We start from the raw sequence: 16,704 nt of genomic DNA, 5'->3' as shown, positions 1-16,704 counted from the left end.
GCGCGCGGTCTGCTCCGCAGACACGCCGCGCCGCCGCTACGCGGCGGGCTGCGCCGTAACCGGCGCAGCAACTCCCTTGCTCCGCAAGTGAGTTAGCGTCACTCCGTGACGCCCCATCAGAATCACTCCGTGATTCTGAGAGTTCCGATCGCTCCGCGACCGGAACTAAACGGCCCGCGCTCCGCGCTGGCCTTAGCAGCAGCAACGAGGCACCCTCTGTCGGTGCCCCGTTGCCCAAAAAATATCGAATCGGATTTGTCCTAGTGAAACACCATCAGGAAATTTCTTCCAAATACCTGAGTCTTCATCCTAAAATTCTGGACCCTATCCATATGAGTTGCACGTCACTGCAGAGGCAGATGAATTCAAGAATTACAGGATTTCACCATAGGCAAAGGGTTCGCATTCCTTACAGCTCATCACACCAGAACTCAGTACCGAGCCTCATACCGACTGACACGCAGCTCAAAGTCAAACCCGCATAGGGTGCGAGCGCAGACTATGTGCGACGACGCGGGCGGCTGCGTGAACCGTATAAGCGGACGAATAACCTGGTCCGGCTGGGGCGCAGGTAATGGCCTGGCCCCGGCGCTTCTTTGTATGCGTTCTGGGTGCCGATACGTGCATGAGTTGTTCAGGCGTCGGCGAGGAGAGGGTCGTACGGGGTGCCCATGCGGCGGCCGGCCATGAAGGAGAGGAAGTCGCCCACGAAAGCGCTGCGGCCGTAGGTGCCGTCGGTGGTGGTGAGGTCGCGGTGGAAGGCGGTGCGGAAGAGGGTTCGGTATTCGTTCGCGTCGATGCTCCCGTTGCCGTCCTTGTCGGTGGCGTCGAAGAGGACTTCGGCAACGCGGATGAGCGCGGGTCCGGCGAGGGTGGGGATGGCGTGGGCGTACTCTTCGGCGCTGATGCGGCCGTCGCCGTCCGTGTCGAGGGCGGCCTGGAGCTCGCGCCACCAGGTGGCGAAGCTGTCGTAGAGCCGGGTCTCCTCGGGTTCGTCGAGGTCGAAGCGGGTGGAGAGTTCGCGTGCCATCGCGGCGAGGTCCGGCCAGTCCAGCTGGCCGTCGCCGGTCTGGTCCAGTACGCGGTGGAAGAACTCCTGTGCGGAGCGTCGGCTGTCCTCTGTGCCTGCTGAGGGTGTCGGGGCGGGGTGGGTGTCGCTGCTCAGCGGGGTGAGGAGGCGGAGCAGGGCCGATGCTCGTTTCATGCGGGTGCGCAGGGCGGTCACGGTGCGGGCGCGGGGATCGTCGCTGTCGGGCGAGAGTGAGAGGGCTTCGATGATGTTTTCGGGGTTGATCCAGCTGTCGGGCAGGAATCGGGTGAGTCCGGCGGCGAGGTAGGCGCTCCGCATGAGTGTGGGGGCGCCGGGCATGTCGGGCAGGCCGGCTCGGCGGCGGTAGGTCTCGGGGAGTGAGGCGACGGTGATGGCGCCGAGGAGTGGGCCGACGACAGCGCGGCCGGCCGCCCATAGGGTCGGTGTGCCTTCGAGCAGTGCTGGGGCGGGCAGGTGGTCGAAGAGTCGGTAGAGGATGACGCGGGCGGCCTCGGTGTTCTCCAGTTCGTTCTCGACGACCTGGTCGAAGTAGCGCCAGAAGTCGTTCAGGTCCTCGGGGAGTTCTGAGGCGTCGCCGTCGAGCGCGGCGAGGTAGGCGCGGTATTGGCCGTACATCCGTTCCATCGTGTGCTGGTCGAGCGGTTGGCCGCTCATCCGGAACATGGTGACGGCGCTCTCGAAGAGGGTGGCGATGACCCAGGCGCGGGTCGCGCGGTCCATCGCGTCGTAGGTGCGGCCGCGGGAGTCGGATCCGTTGATGCGGGCGTGCAGTCGGTTGAGTCGGGCGGCCTCCCGTTCGCGTGTCGCCGGGTCTGTGTCGAACATGCGCCGCATGCTGACGACGGTGTTGCGAAGCCGGCGCCAGGGGTGGGCGACGAAGGTGGAGTTGTCGATGAGGGCGGCGCCGATCTGTGGGTGCGCGGCCTCGAGTACGGTGGCGCGGATCACGGCCAGGGCCCAGCGCGGGTCGTCGAAGAAGCCGCTGGAGTGTGATTCCGGGTCGAGCAGGGGGGCCTCGTCGGCGGTTTCCGTGGTTTCGGCGGTCATGGTTGGTCTCCGTTCGTCCGGGTGGGTACGGCGCCGAAGCGGCGGTTGCGGTGCCGGTAGGTGTGTAGGCAGACGAGGAAGTCGGGAGCCCGGAAATCCGGCCAGAGTTTTTCGGGAAAGATCCACTCGGCGTAGGCGACCTGCCAGAGCATGAAGTTGGAGATGCGCTGTTCCCCGGAGGTGCGGATGACCAGGTCGACGTCGGGGGTGTCGGGGAAGGGCAGGTGGTTCGCGAAGAGCTGCTCGGTCACTTCGTCGGCGGGTGTCCCGCTGCGGATCAGTGACTTTGCGGCTTCGACGATGTCTTGGCGTCCGCCGTGGTCGAAGGCGACGGTGAGGGTCATTCCTCGGTTGTCGGCGGTCAGTGTCGCCAAGTCGTGGAAGTCCTGGGCCAGTTCGTGGGGAATGCGGGGGTCGGTGACGCCGAGGAAGCGGCAGCGGATGCCGCGTGCGAGGAGCAGTGGTGCGTGTTTGCGTACTACGCGGCGTACCAGGCGCATCAGGTATTCGACTTCGGTGCCGGGGCGGTTCCAGTTCTCGGTGGAGAAGGCGTAGAGGCTGAGCCACTCCACGCCTGCGGTTCTGGCGGCCTCGATGACGTCGATGACAGTGGTTTCCGCGGCTCGGTGGCCTGCTGTGCGGGGCAGGGAGCGTCGTTGTGCCCATCGGCCGTTGCCGTCCATCACGCAGGCCACATGGCGTGGCACTGTGCGCGTTGTCGCCTTGTCCCGCTGCTGGCTGTCGGGGGTGCCGTCGTGCTGTCGTCCGGCCGGTCGGTTCGCCGTTACCGGGCGCGTGTGCGGCACGCCGTGGTCCGTCGCGCCAGGTTCTGCTCCGTCCGGAGCGGCACGATGGGGCGTGCCGCGCTCGGTCACGCCCACTTTGCCTCGCTGCTCGTGCTTCGTTCACGCCCTGGCGGCGTGTTCTCTGCTCGGAGTCTGACAGTGCGTATGGGCCTTGATCTGCTGGACGAGTGGCCGTCACCCTTGACTCGTACGATCGAATTCGGCCGAGTGTTGGTGTGGCGAGTTCACGCCGAGGTCGTGTGTGTGGGTGTCTGTTCGGGTGGGTCCGGGGCGGGGCGGGTCATCTTTCCGGTGGTCGGGGCAGTCGGGTGCGGCGGTGGTCGGGGAAGCGTTCCGCGCGTGGGTCGAGCAGGTCGATCAGGTCCATGAGGGCGTGCTGCAATGCGATGAGCCGGTAGGGCGGTTGTTCGGTGCGTGCCAGTTCCTCGATGCTTTCGGTGAGCGGTGCGAACCATTCGGTGAAGTCGGGGTCCTCTTCCAGTTTTCGGCAGAATTCCACGTAGCCCAGGCAGGATGTGCCGTCGTCGGTCAGCATGAGTTCGCCGATCGCCCGCTGGTCGCTGCGGAAGATGACGAAGTGTTCGTCGGTGAAGCGCAGGTTGCTGCCGCCGTCGTTGTTCAGCACATTGCTGATGGCTGTGAAGTGTCCGACGATTCGCCGGTTGAGGGTGCTGTCGCCGAGATCGAGGAACTGGATTCCGCGGCGCAGGATTTCGACGCGGCCCAGGTAGTCGCCCAGGACGTGGAGGGTGCTGCGTCGGGCGTATGCGCGCTGGCGGTCCGAGCCGTCGTGGAGGTAGAGGTGGAGGAAGCGGCGGTCGACGATGTTGTAGAGGCGGGACTGGAGGTCGTAGGCGGCCCATAGGAGGGGGTCGCGGTGGCGTCCCATCAGGTCTTGCTGTGCGGTCCGGTTCTCCAGTTCGTGGGCGAGCAGGGCTTGTCGGCGGCCCGAGCGGGCGGTGAACCAGGCGCTGGCGAGGGCTACGGCGCCGGACAGGGATGCGACGGTCAGTTCGGTGTTCACAGGTCTGGGAGCGTAGTGGGGTGGGTGGGGTCGTGCGGGCGTAGGTGGCGAGCGAAGTCGGTGGGGTGGGGGGTGGGGGCCTGTGGTCGGTCGTGCCGGGGGGGCTTGGTCGGGCGTGGTGGGGGGGCCGTGCCGGGTTGTGCTGTTGCAGGGGGTGTTGGGTGTCGGCGGGTGGTGGATCGGTGCTCGGGTCGTGCGGGGGCTGGGTAGGGCGGTGGGGAGGGTTGAGTAGGGGCGCTCATGTCCGGTGCCGTTCGGGTCGTCGACGATGAGGTTCGTCGTCGTCGAGGCCGGGAGTGCGCTCATGCTCAGTCGTATCGCGGATCTGCTGGTTCCGGCCGTGGGCCGGTTGTCGGTGAGTGTCGACCCGGGGTGGGTGCTCGAGCCGGGCAGCATCATCGCGGCGAACCACACTTCCTTTGCGGATCCCGCGGTGGTGATCGCCGCCTTGCGTCGGCTCGGTGCCGAGCCGGTGGTCCTGGCGGCGGCGGGGTTGTGGCGTGTCCCCCTGTTGGGTCGCGCGCTTTCTGAGGAGGGGCACATCCCTGTGGTGCGGGGCGGGCGGGGGGCGGCGGGCGCGCTGGATGTGGCTGCCGATGCGCTGGAGGGCGGGCGGCTGGTGCTCATCTATGCCGAGGGTGGGTTGCCTCGGCGTTGGGATGCCGCTGAGGCGGCTCCCGGCGTGTTTCGCAGTGGCTTGGCGCGGCTTGCCGCGCGTACGGGTGCCCCGGTGGTTCCGGTGGGTCAGGCCGGTGCGCGTCGCGTCGTATCGGGGCGTCCGGTCAAGCAGTTCGCGGGGCTCGTCACGGCGCCGCTGCGGCGGCCCGCCCTTCATGTGCATGTGGGTGCGCCGTTGGTGTTGGGTGGTGGTGGTGTTCTTCGGCAGACGGCGCGGGCTCGCAGTGCGGTGACCAGTGCGTGGCGGACTGCGGCTGCCGGTCTGGGTGAGGCGGCGGCGTGTGCGGTGTAGTGCTGTGTGCGGGGCGGGCGGTTCTGTTTGGGGTGCCGGTGGCGCCGCGTCAGGTTCCGGCCAGTGCATACAGCAGGTCGTAGGCGGTGGGCACGAGGTGGCAGTCGTTGCCGCGGCGGGTGGCCAGGGCGGCGACGCCGGTGGCGGAGGCGGGGTGGTAGCCGGCGAAGGCCTGTTGGCCGAAGGTGGCTCCGGCGTGGAAGAGGAGGGGGCCGCCGGGTGCGGGGTGGTGGAACCAGGTCAGGGTGTGGGTGTCGCGGTGGCGCAGGCCGCGGCGTAGTACGGGGGTCTGTACCTGGTGCAGGGCTGGTGCCAGGGGTCCTGGGGGTGGGGTGAGGTGGGCTTCGAGGTAGGTGAGGAGGTCGTCGGGGGTGGTGCGGACGGCGGCGGCGGGGGCGAAGGCGCCCATGGGTGAGGTGGGGACGGGTGTGGTGCCGTCTTTGCGGTGGCCCAGGGCGTCGGTGTCGGTGGGGTCCGGTGCCGGGGTGGTGTCGGTGAGGCCGAGCGGGGTGAGGATCCGGGTGGTGAGCAGGTCGGGGAAGGCGGTGGCGGTGGCGGTGCTCAGGGCCGCGCCGAGGACGGCCATGCCGAAGTTGGAGTAGTTCCAGCGGGTGCCCGGGGTGTGGCGGGGGCGGGTCCGGGCGAAGACGTGGAGCAGTTGGCCGTGGGTGTAGTCGGCGTAGCTGTTGCGGCGGGGGTGCAGGAGGGCGCCGGCGAGGAGGTCGGGTGGGAGGCGGGGCAGGCCGGAGGTGTGGGTGATCAGGTGGCCGAGGGTGATCCTGTCCAGGTGGGGGTGGTGCGGTGGGAGGTGTGGGAGGTGGGTGACTACGGGGTCGTTGAGGGTGAGGGTGCCGTGTGTGCACAGGTCGGCCAGGAGCAGTCCGGTGTACGTCTTGGTCAGGGAGCCGAGTTCGTAGCGTGCGGTGAGGCGTTGGGGGCCGGGTGTGGGGCTGGTTCCGGTGTGCAGCAGGGTTCGTCGGCCGTGGCGGGTGACGGCCAGGATCACGTCCGGTGCGTCGATGCGGTGCAGGGAGCGGGTCAGGAGGTCCTGGTCGGCTGGTTCGCCGGTGGGCGTGGGGTGGGGGGTGGAGGTCATGTGTCAGGTGGTGTGGAGGGACAGGGCGCGGGAGGTGGCCATGGCGGAGGCGAACGCGGCGACCAGGGTGGGGTGGTGGGCGACGGCGAAGAGTTCGTCGGGGTCGTGGTGGGGCAGGGTCCGTTCGACGGGCATCGCGCCGGTGGGGGTCTGGGCTGCGGCGTAGCGTTGCCACAGGTGTTCGTCGAGGGTGGGCCGGGGCAGGCAGGCGTCCACGACGAGGAGTTCGCCCAGGAGGTCCCAGTGTTCCTGGTCGGCCCAGTCCTGGAGCCAGGCGGGCAGGTAGCGGGTGAGGTAGTCGGCGATGTCGGGTGGGATGTGGTGGGGTGACTGGCCCCAGTTGGTGAGGTGGAAGACGGTGTGCGTGATGTCGTAGGCGATGTGGAACTGTACGGTCCATGGTTCGGGGAGTTGGCCGAGCCAGGTGCGGCGGACCGCTTCGTCGAAGTCGCCGCTGGGCGGGAGGCCGATCTTGCGTTCGGCGTTGAGGACGCCGAGTCGTCGTGTGGGTGCCATTTCCAGGGCGGTGCAGGTGTTGGCCTGGCGGAAGACGCGTAGGGCGGTGTCGAGGCCGGGGTGGCGGTAGCCCAGTTCGTGGAAGGGGGCGTAGGCCTCCAGGGGTACCGGGGAGTAGGGCTCGGCGTGTTGGAGGCGTGCCAGGACGTGGCCGCCGTCGAGCAGTTCGCGCCAGGCGAAGTCGAGCAGGTTCTGGGCCTGGGCGTGCTGGCGGGATCCGGCGACGCCTTCCCTGATGAGTACCTGGGTGATGACGGCGACTTCGCTGGTGGCTTTGAGGCGGTCGCTGAGCGCGGTGGCGTCGGCTTCCGTCTCGGGTGTGGGGCGCAGGTGGTCGCGGTGGGTGTCGAGCCAGTTCTGGGCCTGGAGGCCGACGTGGTGGAGCAGGGCCGGGGCGGCCGGGGCGGGCGCGGGCACGGGGGACCTCACTTCGGCTGGTGGGCTGGCGGGCCGGCGTGGTGGGGGCCGGGGTGCGGTGGCGGCGTCGGCTGTGCGGTGGCTGTCCGGGCGAGTGTCGCGGCGAACACGGCCACCAGTGTGGAGTGGTAGCAGGCGGTGAAGAGGCGTTCGGGGTCGGTGGGCCGGGGTGTGGTTCCGGTCTCGGCGATGCTGCCGTCGGCGGCCTGTGCGGCGGCCAGGTGCTGCCATGCCGCCTGGTCGAAGGGGGCGTCGGGCAGGCAGGCTGTGACGGCGAGCATCTCTCCTGCCAGGTCCCAGAATTGTTCTTCGAGCCAGATCCGGGCCCAGGCGGGGGCCCATGGGCGCAGGTAGGTGGCGGCGGCGGGGGGCAGGGCGGGCCGGTCGCGGCCCCAGTCGGTGAGGTGGAAGACGTCGTGGGTGATGCCGTAGGCGGTGAGGCGGTCGACGGCCCAGGGTTCGGGCTGGATTCCGAGGCCCGTGTGGGCGAACACCGTGTCCCGGCAGGTGTGCGGGGGCAGGCCGATGCGCCGTTCGGCGTTGAGGATGCCGAGCGTGCGGGTGTGGTCCTCGCGGGCGATCTGCCAGCCTCGTAGCCGGGTGGTGGTCGCTGCCAGTTCCTCGACGGCGCGGTGGCGCAGTCCGCTGCGGGCGAAGACCCCGTAGAGCTCCACGGGGTAGGTGGCGTAGGGCTCCGCGCGGATCAGTTCGTGGAACAGGTCTCCTTCGCGGGTCTGTGTCCAGGCGAAGGCGCGCAACCGGGTTGCCTGGGCGCGGAGTTCGGGGCGTGGGTGGGCCGCGGCGATGACGCCGGTCAGTTCCGCGAGTTCACCGAGGGGCTTGAGGGTGAAGTTGACGTTGTTGTCGGCGGTGAGGTCGGGCGGCAGCCGGAAGAGGTCGCACCGCTCCTCCAGCCAGTCCAGCCCTGCCCGGACGAGTGCGTCGAGGAGGCGGTGGTCCTGGGTGGCCGCGGTGGTCGGGCCGGCGGGGTCGCGGGGCGCGGCGGCGTGGGCCGTCATCCGCGTCCGAAGAACCGTTGCGTGGCGGCGGAGTGCAGGGCGACGCGGGGGTGGTCGCCGGCCATGTGCCGGACGAAGGCGAGTCCCGTGTCGAGGCCGAGGCTGTCGGGTACGTCGGGCAGGCGGGCCAGCCATCGTCCGATGCCGATGGCCTGGAGCCAGTCGCGGCGGCGTACCGCGCGCACGAAGCCGCGTGCGAGGTCGTCGGTGCGTGGGGCGAGGTGTTCCTGGAGGCCGGCGGCGAGTCCCGGCGCGGCGAGTGCCGCCAACTGGGAGACGCGGTAGGAGAGTTGGGGCCAGGGGTCGCTGTGCGTCCACTGTGCGTCGGGCGGCGGGAGCGTGCTTGGGGGGTGGTGCGGGGTGGGCGCTCCGGTGGCCGTTGCGGTGGTGGCCGGGGAGGGCAGCCGGGCCTGGGCCGCTTCGGCGAGGCCGTGGTAGCTCCACTCGACGACGGTGGAGGAGTCGGCGTCCGGCGGGTAGTCGGTGAGCGCCTGCCGCACCAGTGCGGCGTCCGTCTCGTTCGCTGCGGGGCCGTGGTCGACGGCGAAGGGCGCGAGGGCGTCGGCGCCCAGCAGGCGCACCGCCATCGCGGCGAGCGGGTCGCCGGCCTGGGGGAACGAGTACGGACATGAGGAGGAACCGCCCTCGTCCCGAAGGGCGTGAGCGATCCCTGTGGCGGCTTCATCGACCATGGTGCTGAGCCGACTCGCCGTCGGCGGCTGATCCGTCACCTCAGTGGGTGGCCTTCTTCGGCCGCGGGGCGCTGGGCGACAGGAGCAGCAGTCCGCCCGCGAGGAGCAGTGCCGCGCACTCGGCGGAGTCGTGGTGCAGGCTCTCCGGCTCGGGTGTGTCGAGCAGGGCGTCGACCTGGGTCGTCAGGTCCTTCACCGGGGCGGAACGGTCCGTGATCATTGCGGTTACCTCCATGAGGGGGGACGAAACCAACGGTTAAAACTATATAGGGGCAAATGGTGCACGTCATATGCAACCGGGGCAGGCCTGTTGTGGTGCGGTGCCCCACTCCGGGGGCGGGTGCCGGGTCCTGCACCGCGGTTGCGCGCCTTCCGCGCCTTCCTCGTCTTCCGCGTCCTCCTCTTCCGCGTCTTCTGGGCCGCGCCGGGGGGTCTTTCTCGTGACGCCGGGCCGGTGGGCGGGCGCGCGCCCGGTTCCGCCCCGCCGTCGGGCCGGTGTCCGCGCTGCCCGGGCCCACGGTGAATGGGCCGCTGTCCGGGGCCAACTGGGTTGTCTGCAAGGCTCGTTGGGGTCCGCGGGAGGCGCGGGCAGGGCCGTCCGCTCGCCGGGCTCCGCCCGCCCCTCCCCCGCCCTGCGGGGGTGGCTGCGCTCAACTCGGGTGCGGGCGGCGGGGATGCGGGATGGTCACCGCTCGGTCAGGTGGGCGCTGACGACGACGTTGCCCTCGTAGCGCCGCAGTTGCCGGTCGAAGCCGCCGCCGCAGGTGATCAGCCGCAGTTCGGGGCGGCCGGTGTCGGCGTACACCTTGTCGTCGGGGAAGTCGTCGGCGTCGTAGACGTCGACGCTGTCGATGGTGAAGTGCGCCGTGCGCTTGTCGGCCCGGGTGACGTCGACCGTCATGCCGGGTTTGACGGCGCCCAGGTTGTAGAAGACGGCGGGCCCGGCGGGGATGTCGACATGGCCGGCGATGACGGCGGTGCCCCGGGTGCCGGGGGCCGGGCCGCCGGACCACCATCCGGCCAGGTTCTGGTCGCTCTCGGGCGGGGCCGCGAGCCGGCCGTCGCCCTGGACGGCGAGGTCCGTCAGCGGGGCCTCGACACGGACCGCCGGCACCGACACCCACAGCGGCGCGGAGGCGGGCAGCGGGGCGGCCGGGGGTGCGCGCCGGCCGCTGTGGTCGGCGGTGCCGTTCGTGTGAGGGCCCGCGGGCTGCGGCGGGCCGTCGGGGGCGTGGCCGACGGCCGTGACGACGACGATCGCGATCGCCGCCAGGAGCAGGCACAGCTCCCAGGGGAACCGCCACCGCACCGGGCGGCGGGCGGCGCGCGGTGCCCGCCGCCCGGCGGCCTGTTCCTGTGCGTACGCCTGCCACCCCGCGCCCGGAGTGTCCTCGCTGCCCCAACGGTGCATGTGCTGACCTCGGTCTGTCCCGCTCGGCGCCAACTGCCTGGAGGTGCGCCCGCGGACGCCGCCCGGCCGGGCGTCCTGCCCGGGCCGGGGCGGTGTTCGGCGGGCCGGGCGTCAGTGCCGGCGGGCGCCGCGCGAGCGGTGGCGCAGGGCGAAGCCGGCGGCGGCCGCGACGGCGAGGCCGCCCGCGGCGGCCAGCGCGGGGGTGGAGGTGGGGTCGGTGCTGGTGGAGCCGGTACCGGTGTGCATGGCGCCGGACGGCTTCCTCGTCGCGGGCGCGGTCGGGTTCATCACCGTGTCGCCGCAGATCCGCTGGGCCTCGGAGGCCGCGGAGTCGGACTTCTGCTTGAGCTGCTCGACGTTGTCCTGCTCGGCCTGGCCGGGGTGGCCGCCGGCGTCGATCTCCTTCTGGTAGTCGGCGAGCGCCGCCTTGTAGGCGGTCTCGGCCTCCATCGCCGCCGCGGTGGCCGGGTCGCACTGGGTGTCGGACGCCGAAGCCATCGGCGCGGCGAACAGGATCGCGGTGGCGGCCAAGGCGGTGCCGGTGGCTATGTTCAGCGAACGCATCAGGGCTTCCTCCAGGGAGCACGGCGGCTACGGCGCGGGAGGCGCCGTCGGACGAACCGCCTTTGCGGTCACACAAGCCCGAACCCGCCCGCCGCGCAGGTCACACGTGCCGCGACACCGATGCCCGCGGGCGCCGCCCGTCAGAAGTACGCAGCTCACAGCCGTCCTCGGGAGCGGCCCAGCGGATTGCGCGGGACTGCGCCGAACGGGCCCCGCACCAGCCCCGAAACAGGTCCCCGAGGGCTCCGCCCTCCCCCGCGGGGGCGGGCGGCCGGGATGGATAGGCTCGCGGGAACGGACCCGCGCGTGGAGGACCTGATGGGTGAGGGCATCGCCTGGATCGGTGCGCGTCTCCTCGCGCCGGTGTCGGCGGAGGTGCCGGGGATGGCGGGCGGCATCTCGCTCACGGCGGCCCGGGGCATCGCGCCCGGCGCATTCCTCGTCGCGCTGGGCGCCGACGCCGAAGAGCTGACTGCGCGCACCCCCTACCGGGACCTCGCCGGGGCGGTGGACCTCCACCGGCGCCCGTCGTCCAGGGTCAATGCCGTGGCGTACGGGACGTGCGGCGAGTGGGTGTTCGTGCTGGAGGACTGGGGCGCGGCGACGTGGGCCACCGGCCTGCGCTCGGTGGCGTCGATGGCGCCGCGCCCGGGCCAGGAGATCGTGTGCGTGTCGCTGAACCGCTTCAGTCCGCCGTCGCAGCTCCTCCACGTTCCCGGGGACGAGCGGGCGCGGCGGGCCGAGTTCGGGGAGGACACCGGTGGGGCGTCGGCCCTGGACTCGGCGCTCCACGCGGCGGGCGCGGTCTTTCCGGCCATCGGGGAGGTCGGCGAGGCGGCGGTGGTGGCGTACTACGAGGAACACGGGCCGCGGCTGCCCGAAGCGGTGTTCGGTGCGGTCGGCGACTACTGCGGCCTCCGCGTCGACGAGGCGGCGGTTCGGGCCGGCGACCTTCCCGGGGTGCTCCTCCCCCTGCCGTGACGTGCCGCCCGCGCCGGCCCGCCTCTCAGCCGAGCCCCGCCTCTCAGCCGAGCCCCGCCTCTCAGCCGAGCCCCGCCTCTCGGCCGAGCCCCGCCTCTCGGCCGAGCCCCGCCTCTCGGCCGAGGTGTTCCACGGCCGTCAGGTGGTAGGCGGTGTCGGCCCGGAAGCCCTGGCCGGTGTCGGCCTTGATCTCCAGGACGAAGCCGCCGGGGACGAGCGGCTCCATCGCGCCCCACAGGCCCCAGGTGTGCCGCCGGGTGAGTCCCGTACGGAAGGAGCCGGAGAACGGCGACAGCACCAGTTCCACGCCGTCGAGGTGGGCGGCGGCGCGGGCCACCGGCATGGTCAGCGGTGTCGCGGAGCGGCTGTGCGTGTGCTGGAGGTTGATCACGGTCACGCGGGCCGCCGGCGGCCGCCGGAGGGCCGCCCGGCCGCGGTGGTGGGCGGCGGGGGCCGGGTCCGGGCCGTGCGGGCCGTCATGCGGCGTCCGGTGTGCGGGCCAGGCTCCGCCTGACCTGGCGGGTCAGGTCGTCGGCGAGGACCTCGGGCAGGCCGGCCGCGACGCCGTCCAGGGCCAGGGCGGCGACCTCGGCCGGGTCGCTCTTGCGGTCGGCCGGGACGTGGGCGGCCATGTCGGTGTCCATGTAGCCGACGTGCAGGGCGGTGACCGTGATGCCCCGGGGGGCCAGTTCCTCCCGGGAGGCGTCGGTCAGGGCCCAGGCGGCGGCCTTGGTCGCGGCGTAGGAGCCCAGGGGTGCCGGGTGCGCCCAGGACAGCACGGACAGGACGTTGAGGACGGCGCCGCCGCCGTTGTCCCCGATGACGGGGGCGAAGGCCCGGGTCAGGGCGAGGGGACCGTAGAAGTTGGTCTCCATCTCGGCCCGCAGATCCTCGACGTCGCCGGTGAACAGCGAGGTGCCGGTGGACAGACCGGCGTTGTTGATCAGCACGGTGGTGTCCGCGGCGATGCGTGCGGCCTCCCGGACGGATTCGGGGTCGGTGACGTCCAGGCGGAGGGGCACGGCGCCGTCGAGGTCGATCGTCTCCGGGCGGCGGGCGGCCGCGTACACCGTGGCCCCCCGGGCCAGGAGCTGGCTCGCCAGGTGCCGGCCCAGGCCCCGGTTGGCGCCGGTGACCAGGGCGGTCGCGTTCTTGAGTTCCACGGGTCCTCCAGGGATGCGGTGCGGGTGCGCACGACGGGGGCGGGCACCCCACTCGATAGATGATGGATGTAATCCAACTCCTCGGCTAGGATAGATGTCAAGCGTCATTGAAATCGAGGGCAGCGTGGAGGCGGGCATGGGCCGGGTGTCGCAGGCGCAGGCGCGGGAGAACCGTCAGCGGGTCGTGGAGAGCGCCTCACGGCTGTTCCGGGAACAGGGCGTCGACGTCAGCGTCGCCGATCTGATGAAGGCGGCCGGGCTCACCCACGGCGGCTTCTACAAGCAGTTCGCCTCCAAGGAGGCGCTGGTCGACGAGGCCACCGCGCACGCCTTCGCCGAGCGCGCCCGGCAGTACGGGGCGGACGGCACCGCGGGCGGCGCACCCGCCGAAGCCCGCCGGGCCCTGATCGACACCTACCTGTCCGCCGAGCACCGGGACGATCCGGGCCGGGGCTGCCCGGTCGCCGGTCTCGTCACCGACATGGCACGCACCGAGGCCGGCGGCGAGGCCCACCGCACGTACGCGCGCGGCGTCGAGGCCTACGCCCGGCGGCTCGACGACGAGGACGGCGCGGAGGGCGCAGAGGACGGGGACGGCGGCGGGCTGGCCCGCCTCAGCGCCATGGTGGGCGCGCTGGTGCTGGCCCGCGCGACGCGGGGCACGCCGCTGTCCGACGAGATCCTGACGACCGTACGCACGTCGCTGACGGATCCGGCGGCGTGAACGCGACCGGCGCCGCGGGGCGGGGCCCGGCGCCGTGGCGGCGGGTCAGGAGTGGAGCCGCCAGCGGCCTTCGGACACGACGTCCACCGTGTCGTCCCTGACCCGCACGGCCGTCTCGTCGTCGATGAAGTAGACCGGGAAGTCCGCCCGGGCCGCGATGCGATCGGCCCAGGCGTCGTCCCGCTCGGGGAAGTCCGGCGAGTACAGGTGCGGCTTGAGGTACCAGTCGAAGAGGCCGAACGGCGGCTCCACGTCGGTCGCGCCGAGCGCGTGCAGGTCCGCGGTGTCGCCGATGACGTCGGCGGAGTGTGCGGTGAGATTCCGGCTGAAGATCATCGATCCGGCGCTGACGCCCACGTAGACCCGCTCCCGCAGCGCCTGCGAGAAGCCGCGCGCCAGGCCGTTGCCGGTGATGCTGCGCGCGAGGTGGTAGTGGTTGCCGCCCTCCGCGTAGATGACGTCGGCGTGCAGCAGCCGGTCGAGCACCATCTGCCGGGGCAGGCCGTTCAGCTCCAGGACGTCGAACTCCCGCCAGCCCAGGCCGTGCAGCCGGACCAGGTCTGAGACGAACCACCCGTGGTCCCCGGGCTGGGCGAGCGACGCGGTGGGGACGAACACGATGTTCGCGGAGTCGAACGGCTTGCCCAGCATGTCCCGCAGCGCCTCCCGCAGCGTCTCGTTGCGCAGGCCGCTCGCCGTCAGCAGAAGATTCATCGGGCGAGCCAAGCACGGCCGCCGGGCGGGTGCAACGCACCCCGGGGGGGCCGGGGGCGGCGGGGGCCGGGGGCGCGGTCCAGCGGCCCGCCGCCGGGCCGGGCCGGGCGGCCGTCTCCCGCCGTCGGGCCGTCGCGTCGTCGCGTCGTCGCGTCGTCGTCAGTCGGCCGCCGGTGCGGCGGCGCCGCGCGGCGCCGGGCGCAGGGCGAACCAGGTCCGGGCCCTTACGCGGGCGCGGTCGGTCAGGACGGTGAAGGGGGCGGGTTCGCCTCCGGCGTCGCGGACGGCCTGGACGAGGTGGTCGCGCAGGAGCCACACGTCCACGGGGTCGGCCCCCTCGACGCCGAGGGTGCGGGTGAGCCGGTCCGCCGTCCACTCCAGGGCGTCGGCGACCCGGCGTTCGCCGTGGCCGGTCCGGGCGAGGTTGGTGCGCAGCTCGCCGGCTGTGCGGCGGCGTTCTTCGGTGGTCAGCGACATGCGGTGCGCTCCCCTTGAGACGGACGGACGGGTGGATGGGCGGATGGATGGGCGGGACGGGCGGGACGGGCGGCCGGGGGTGCGGTGGGGTCAGCGGATCTCGATGTCGCCCGTGCGGGACGGGATCGCGTCGAGCGTGGCGAGGGTCGCGGCGTCGAGGCGGATCGCGCCCGCGGCGACGTTGGCCGCGAGGTGGTCGATGTCGGCGGTGCCGGGGATGAGCAGGGTGTGCGGGGCGTGGTGGAGGAGCCAGGCGAGGGCGATCTGCGCGGGTGAGGCGTCCAGTTGGCCGGCGGCGGCGAGGACGGCGTCCTCCCCGGTCGCTTTCGGCAGGCCGGGGAAGGCGCCGCCGAGCGGGAAGTAGGGCACCCAGGCGATGCCCTCGGCGCGGCACAGCTCGACCATGTCCTCGTCGTCGCGGGAGACGATGCTGTAGGCGTTCTGCACGCAGACGATGCCTGCCGCCAGGGAGCGGCGCAGGACGTCGATGGTGGTGCTGCTGAGGCCGATCGCGCCGATCTTGCCCTCGTCGCGCAGGGCGGTCATGACGGCGAGCTGGTCGTCGAGGTCGACGTCCTGGTCGCCCTCGGCGCGCAGGCCGGGGCCGTGGTCGGCGCGGCGCAGGTTGACCACGGGGATCTGTTCGACGCCGAGGCCGGCGAGGTTGTCCTCGACGGCGGCGCGCAGTTCCTCGGGGCGCTGGGCGAGGCGGAGGTGGACGGGGCCGTCGTCGGGGGTGGCGCCGACCTTGCTGACGACGAGCACGTCGTCCCCGGGGCGGATAGCGCGGCGGATGAGGTCGTTGGAGAGGCCGTTGCCGTAGAAGTGGGCGGTGTCGATGTGGTCGACGCCGAGTTCGACCGCGCGGCGCAGGACGCGCAGGGCGGCATCCTGGTCGTCGGCGAGCCGGGGCAGCTGCATGGCGCCGAAGCCGACGCGGGAGACGGTGCGTCCGGCGAGTTGTCCGGCGCCTCCCGCGCGCGGCGCGCCGCAGGCCGTGGTCGCGGCCGACACGGGGGCGGGGGCGGAGGGGGTCGTGGGCGTGGCGTCGGCGGGGGAAGGGGTGGGGGAAGCCATGGGGGGTCCTGTCCTCGTGAGATGATCGAGGTGAAACGGAGGAGCCTCCGTTAAGCCCACCGTAGCACGAACCGGAGGAGCCTCCGCTTTGACCGCACTCGAACCGCCCGCAGAACCGCCCACGGAGCCACCCGCGGAGCCGCCCACACCGCACTCCCCCGGCGGCGACGCCCCCGCGCGCCCCGCCGGCACGGGCCGGGCGGGCCGCTCCGACGCACGGCGCAACCGCGACAAGCTCCTCACGGCGGCCCGGACCGTGTTCGCGGCCGCCGCCGGGGGCCCGGTCACCCTCGACGCCGTCGCACGCGCGGCGGGGGTCGGCATCGGCACGCTCTACCGGCACTTCCCCACCCGCGAGGCGCTCGTCGAAGCGGTCTACGCCGCCGAGCTCGACGCCCTGGCCGCCGCCGCCGGCGAACTGCTCGGCGACCTGCCCCCGCTGCCGGCGCTGCGGACGTGGCTGGACCGCTACACCGCGTTCGCCGCCACCAAGCACGGCATGATCGACATGCTGCGCTCCGGCCCCGCCCCCACCTCCGTGCCGACCCGGCCCACCCGCGAACGGATCGCCGCAGCGGTCGGTGAACTCCTCACCGCCGGCGCCCGCAGCGGCTCCCTGCGCGCCGACGCCGACCCCGACGACGTGACCACCCTGCTCCTGGGCGTCTCGCTGGCCGCGGCCTCCGGCAGCTCGGCGGAACAGACCGGCCGCGCCCTCGACCTGATCGTCGACGCACTGCGCCCCCGCACCCCACCGGCCTAGCGGCGCCGCCCGCAGCCGGCGGACACCACGGCCCGGCACACCCCCTGACCGGGCTCCTCCGCACCCTCCGCGCCCTTCTGCGTCCCTACGTGTCCCTCCGTGGCCCTCCGTGGCCCTCCGTGGCCCTCCGTGGCCCTCCGTCTCGCAACCCGCGCCCCGGCGGGCGGCGTTGTCGGTGGCGGTTGGTGGAAC

Annotated in this window: 19 protein-coding genes; 4 read left to right on the top strand and 15 right to left on the bottom strand. The window is 72.3% G+C overall.

Annotated features, from left to right (window positions below):
• Window positions 1-634 precede the first annotated feature (634 nt).
• From ACIP5K_RS35035 to ACIP5K_RS35025, 3 genes are all read right to left on the bottom strand, one after another.
• Window positions 635-2,098 carry an oxygenase MpaB family protein gene (locus ACIP5K_RS35035; protein WP_401416391.1) on the bottom strand — a complete coding sequence of 488 codons (1,464 nt, stop codon included), beginning with the start codon at window positions 2,096-2,098 and terminating at the stop codon, window positions 635-637.
• Window positions 2,095-2,781, bottom strand: a complete 687-nt coding sequence (gene uppS, locus ACIP5K_RS35030) for a polyprenyl diphosphate synthase (protein WP_401416398.1) — start codon at window positions 2,779-2,781, stop codon at window positions 2,095-2,097. The genes ACIP5K_RS35035 and uppS overlap by 4 nt, the downstream gene beginning before the upstream one ends.
• 403 nt (window positions 2,782-3,184) lie before the next feature.
• Window positions 3,185-3,928, bottom strand: coding sequence for a hypothetical protein (locus ACIP5K_RS35025; protein WP_401416389.1), 744 nt, complete (start codon window positions 3,926-3,928; stop codon window positions 3,185-3,187).
• A gap of 304 nt (window positions 3,929-4,232) precedes the next feature.
• Between ACIP5K_RS35025 and ACIP5K_RS35020 the strand changes: the two genes are divergently transcribed.
• The gene (locus ACIP5K_RS35020; protein ID WP_401416397.1) at window positions 4,233-4,898 is read left to right on the top strand and encodes a lysophospholipid acyltransferase family protein; all 666 of its coding nucleotides are present in this window, start codon (window positions 4,233-4,235) and stop codon (window positions 4,896-4,898) included.
• 49 nt (window positions 4,899-4,947) lie between these two features.
• Here the strand turns inward: ACIP5K_RS35020 and ACIP5K_RS35015 are convergent, their stop codons facing one another.
• The 7 genes from ACIP5K_RS35015 to ACIP5K_RS34985 form a co-directional block, all read right to left on the bottom strand.
• Window positions 4,948-5,994, bottom strand: coding sequence for a serine hydrolase domain-containing protein (locus ACIP5K_RS35015; protein WP_401416386.1), 1,047 nt, complete (start codon window positions 5,992-5,994; stop codon window positions 4,948-4,950).
• Between the two features lie 3 nt (window positions 5,995-5,997).
• Window positions 5,998-6,927 carry a DUF6895 family protein gene (locus ACIP5K_RS35010; RefSeq protein ID WP_401416384.1) on the bottom strand — a complete coding sequence of 310 codons (930 nt, stop codon included), beginning with the start codon at window positions 6,925-6,927 and terminating at the stop codon, window positions 5,998-6,000.
• A gap of 8 nt (window positions 6,928-6,935) precedes the next feature.
• Complete coding sequence (locus ACIP5K_RS35005) at window positions 6,936-7,946, bottom strand: DUF6895 family protein (RefSeq protein ID WP_401416381.1); 1,011 nt, start codon at window positions 7,944-7,946, stop codon at window positions 6,936-6,938.
• Entirely contained in the window at window positions 7,943-8,638 is a 696-nt protein-coding gene (locus tag ACIP5K_RS35000; protein WP_401416380.1) for a hypothetical protein, read from the bottom strand. Before ACIP5K_RS35000 ends, ACIP5K_RS35005 begins: the two co-directional genes overlap by 4 nt.
• 40 nt (window positions 8,639-8,678) lie before the next feature.
• Complete coding sequence (locus ACIP5K_RS34995) at window positions 8,679-8,858, bottom strand: hypothetical protein (RefSeq protein WP_401416379.1); 180 nt, start codon at window positions 8,856-8,858, stop codon at window positions 8,679-8,681.
• A gap of 465 nt (window positions 8,859-9,323) precedes the next feature.
• Window positions 9,324-10,049: a class F sortase gene (locus ACIP5K_RS34990; RefSeq protein WP_401416377.1), complete on the bottom strand. Its 726-nt coding sequence runs from the start codon at window positions 10,047-10,049 to the stop codon at window positions 9,324-9,326.
• Between the two features lie 111 nt (window positions 10,050-10,160).
• Window positions 10,161-10,613 carry a hypothetical protein gene (locus ACIP5K_RS34985; RefSeq protein WP_401416374.1) on the bottom strand — a complete coding sequence of 151 codons (453 nt, stop codon included), beginning with the start codon at window positions 10,611-10,613 and terminating at the stop codon, window positions 10,161-10,163.
• A gap of 318 nt (window positions 10,614-10,931) precedes the next feature.
• On the opposite strand from ACIP5K_RS34985, the gene ACIP5K_RS34980 reads away from it, so the two are divergent.
• Window positions 10,932-11,594, top strand: coding sequence for a hypothetical protein (locus ACIP5K_RS34980; RefSeq protein ID WP_401416372.1), 663 nt, complete (start codon window positions 10,932-10,934; stop codon window positions 11,592-11,594).
• 61 nt (window positions 11,595-11,655) lie between these two features.
• Here ACIP5K_RS34980 and ACIP5K_RS34975 read toward each other — a convergent pair whose 3' ends face one another.
• Together ACIP5K_RS34975 and ACIP5K_RS34970 are read right to left on the bottom strand one after the other, a co-directional pair.
• Window positions 11,656-11,991, bottom strand: coding sequence for a hypothetical protein (locus ACIP5K_RS34975; protein ID WP_401416370.1), 336 nt, complete (start codon window positions 11,989-11,991; stop codon window positions 11,656-11,658).
• Window positions 11,992-12,070: 79 nt separating this feature from the next.
• Entirely contained in the window at window positions 12,071-12,757 is a 687-nt protein-coding gene (locus tag ACIP5K_RS34970) for an SDR family oxidoreductase (RefSeq protein ID WP_401416369.1), read from the bottom strand.
• Window positions 12,758-12,893: 136 nt separating this feature from the next.
• Here ACIP5K_RS34970 and ACIP5K_RS34965 point away from each other — a divergent pair, with 136 nt between their 5' ends.
• On the top strand, window positions 12,894-13,481 hold the full coding sequence (locus ACIP5K_RS34965) for a TetR/AcrR family transcriptional regulator (RefSeq protein WP_401416395.1): 588 nt from the start codon (window positions 12,894-12,896) through the stop codon (window positions 13,479-13,481).
• A 45-nt stretch (window positions 13,482-13,526) separates the two neighbouring features.
• On the opposite strand, the gene ACIP5K_RS34960 is transcribed toward ACIP5K_RS34965, so the two are convergent.
• From ACIP5K_RS34960 to ACIP5K_RS34950, 3 genes are all read right to left on the bottom strand, one after another.
• Window positions 13,527-14,195, bottom strand: coding sequence for a Type 1 glutamine amidotransferase-like domain-containing protein (locus ACIP5K_RS34960; RefSeq protein ID WP_401416368.1), 669 nt, complete (start codon window positions 14,193-14,195; stop codon window positions 13,527-13,529).
• Between the two features lie 159 nt (window positions 14,196-14,354).
• Window positions 14,355-14,672, bottom strand: coding sequence for a DUF2316 family protein (locus tag ACIP5K_RS34955; protein ID WP_401416367.1), 318 nt, complete (start codon window positions 14,670-14,672; stop codon window positions 14,355-14,357).
• Between the two features lie 90 nt (window positions 14,673-14,762).
• Window positions 14,763-15,749 (bottom strand): aldo/keto reductase, encoded by a 987-nt coding sequence (locus ACIP5K_RS34950; RefSeq protein WP_401416366.1) that lies wholly within the window; start codon window positions 15,747-15,749, stop codon window positions 14,763-14,765.
• An 88-nt stretch (window positions 15,750-15,837) separates the two neighbouring features.
• On the opposite strand from ACIP5K_RS34950, the gene ACIP5K_RS34945 reads away from it, so the two are divergent.
• Complete coding sequence (locus tag ACIP5K_RS34945; protein WP_401416364.1) at window positions 15,838-16,512, top strand: TetR/AcrR family transcriptional regulator; 675 nt, start codon at window positions 15,838-15,840, stop codon at window positions 16,510-16,512.
• Window positions 16,513-16,704 lie beyond the last annotated feature (192 nt).

The organism is Streptomyces sp. NPDC088785, from assembly GCF_044750685.1.
In the GTDB taxonomy this organism is placed as follows: domain Bacteria; phylum Actinomycetota; class Actinomycetes; order Streptomycetales; family Streptomycetaceae; genus Streptomyces.
Note: the sequence above shows the minus strand (reverse complement) of the source record. Positions and strands in the feature narration are given on the sequence as shown.

Coding starts and splice junctions, on each gene's coding strand:
- ACIP5K_RS35035 (WP_401416391.1), bottom strand. CDS start 2,098: ATGACCGCCGAAACCACGGAAACCGCCGACGAGGCCCCCCTGCTCGAC.
- uppS (WP_401416398.1), bottom strand. CDS start 2,781: ATGGACGGCAACGGCCGATGGGCACAACGACGCTCCCTGCCCCGCACA.
- ACIP5K_RS35020 (WP_401416397.1), top strand. CDS start 4,233: ATGCTCAGTCGTATCGCGGATCTGCTGGTTCCGGCCGTGGGCCGGTTG.
- ACIP5K_RS35015 (WP_401416386.1), bottom strand. CDS start 5,994: ATGACCTCCACCCCCCACCCCACGCCCACCGGCGAACCAGCCGACCAG.
- ACIP5K_RS35005 (WP_401416381.1), bottom strand. CDS start 7,946: ATGACGGCCCACGCCGCCGCGCCCCGCGACCCCGCCGGCCCGACCACC.
- ACIP5K_RS35000 (WP_401416380.1), bottom strand. CDS start 8,638: ATGGTCGATGAAGCCGCCACAGGGATCGCTCACGCCCTTCGGGACGAG.
- ACIP5K_RS34995 (WP_401416379.1), bottom strand. CDS start 8,858: ATGATCACGGACCGTTCCGCCCCGGTGAAGGACCTGACGACCCAGGTC.
- ACIP5K_RS34990 (WP_401416377.1), bottom strand. CDS start 10,049: ATGCACCGTTGGGGCAGCGAGGACACTCCGGGCGCGGGGTGGCAGGCG.
- ACIP5K_RS34985 (WP_401416374.1), bottom strand. CDS start 10,613: ATGCGTTCGCTGAACATAGCCACCGGCACCGCCTTGGCCGCCACCGCG.
- ACIP5K_RS34980 (WP_401416372.1), top strand. CDS start 10,932: ATGGGTGAGGGCATCGCCTGGATCGGTGCGCGTCTCCTCGCGCCGGTG.
- ACIP5K_RS34965 (WP_401416395.1), top strand. CDS start 12,894: ATGGGCCGGGTGTCGCAGGCGCAGGCGCGGGAGAACCGTCAGCGGGTC.
- ACIP5K_RS34960 (WP_401416368.1), bottom strand. CDS start 14,195: ATGAATCTTCTGCTGACGGCGAGCGGCCTGCGCAACGAGACGCTGCGG.
- ACIP5K_RS34955 (WP_401416367.1), bottom strand. CDS start 14,672: ATGTCGCTGACCACCGAAGAACGCCGCCGCACAGCCGGCGAGCTGCGC.
- ACIP5K_RS34950 (WP_401416366.1), bottom strand. CDS start 15,749: ATGGCTTCCCCCACCCCTTCCCCCGCCGACGCCACGCCCACGACCCCC.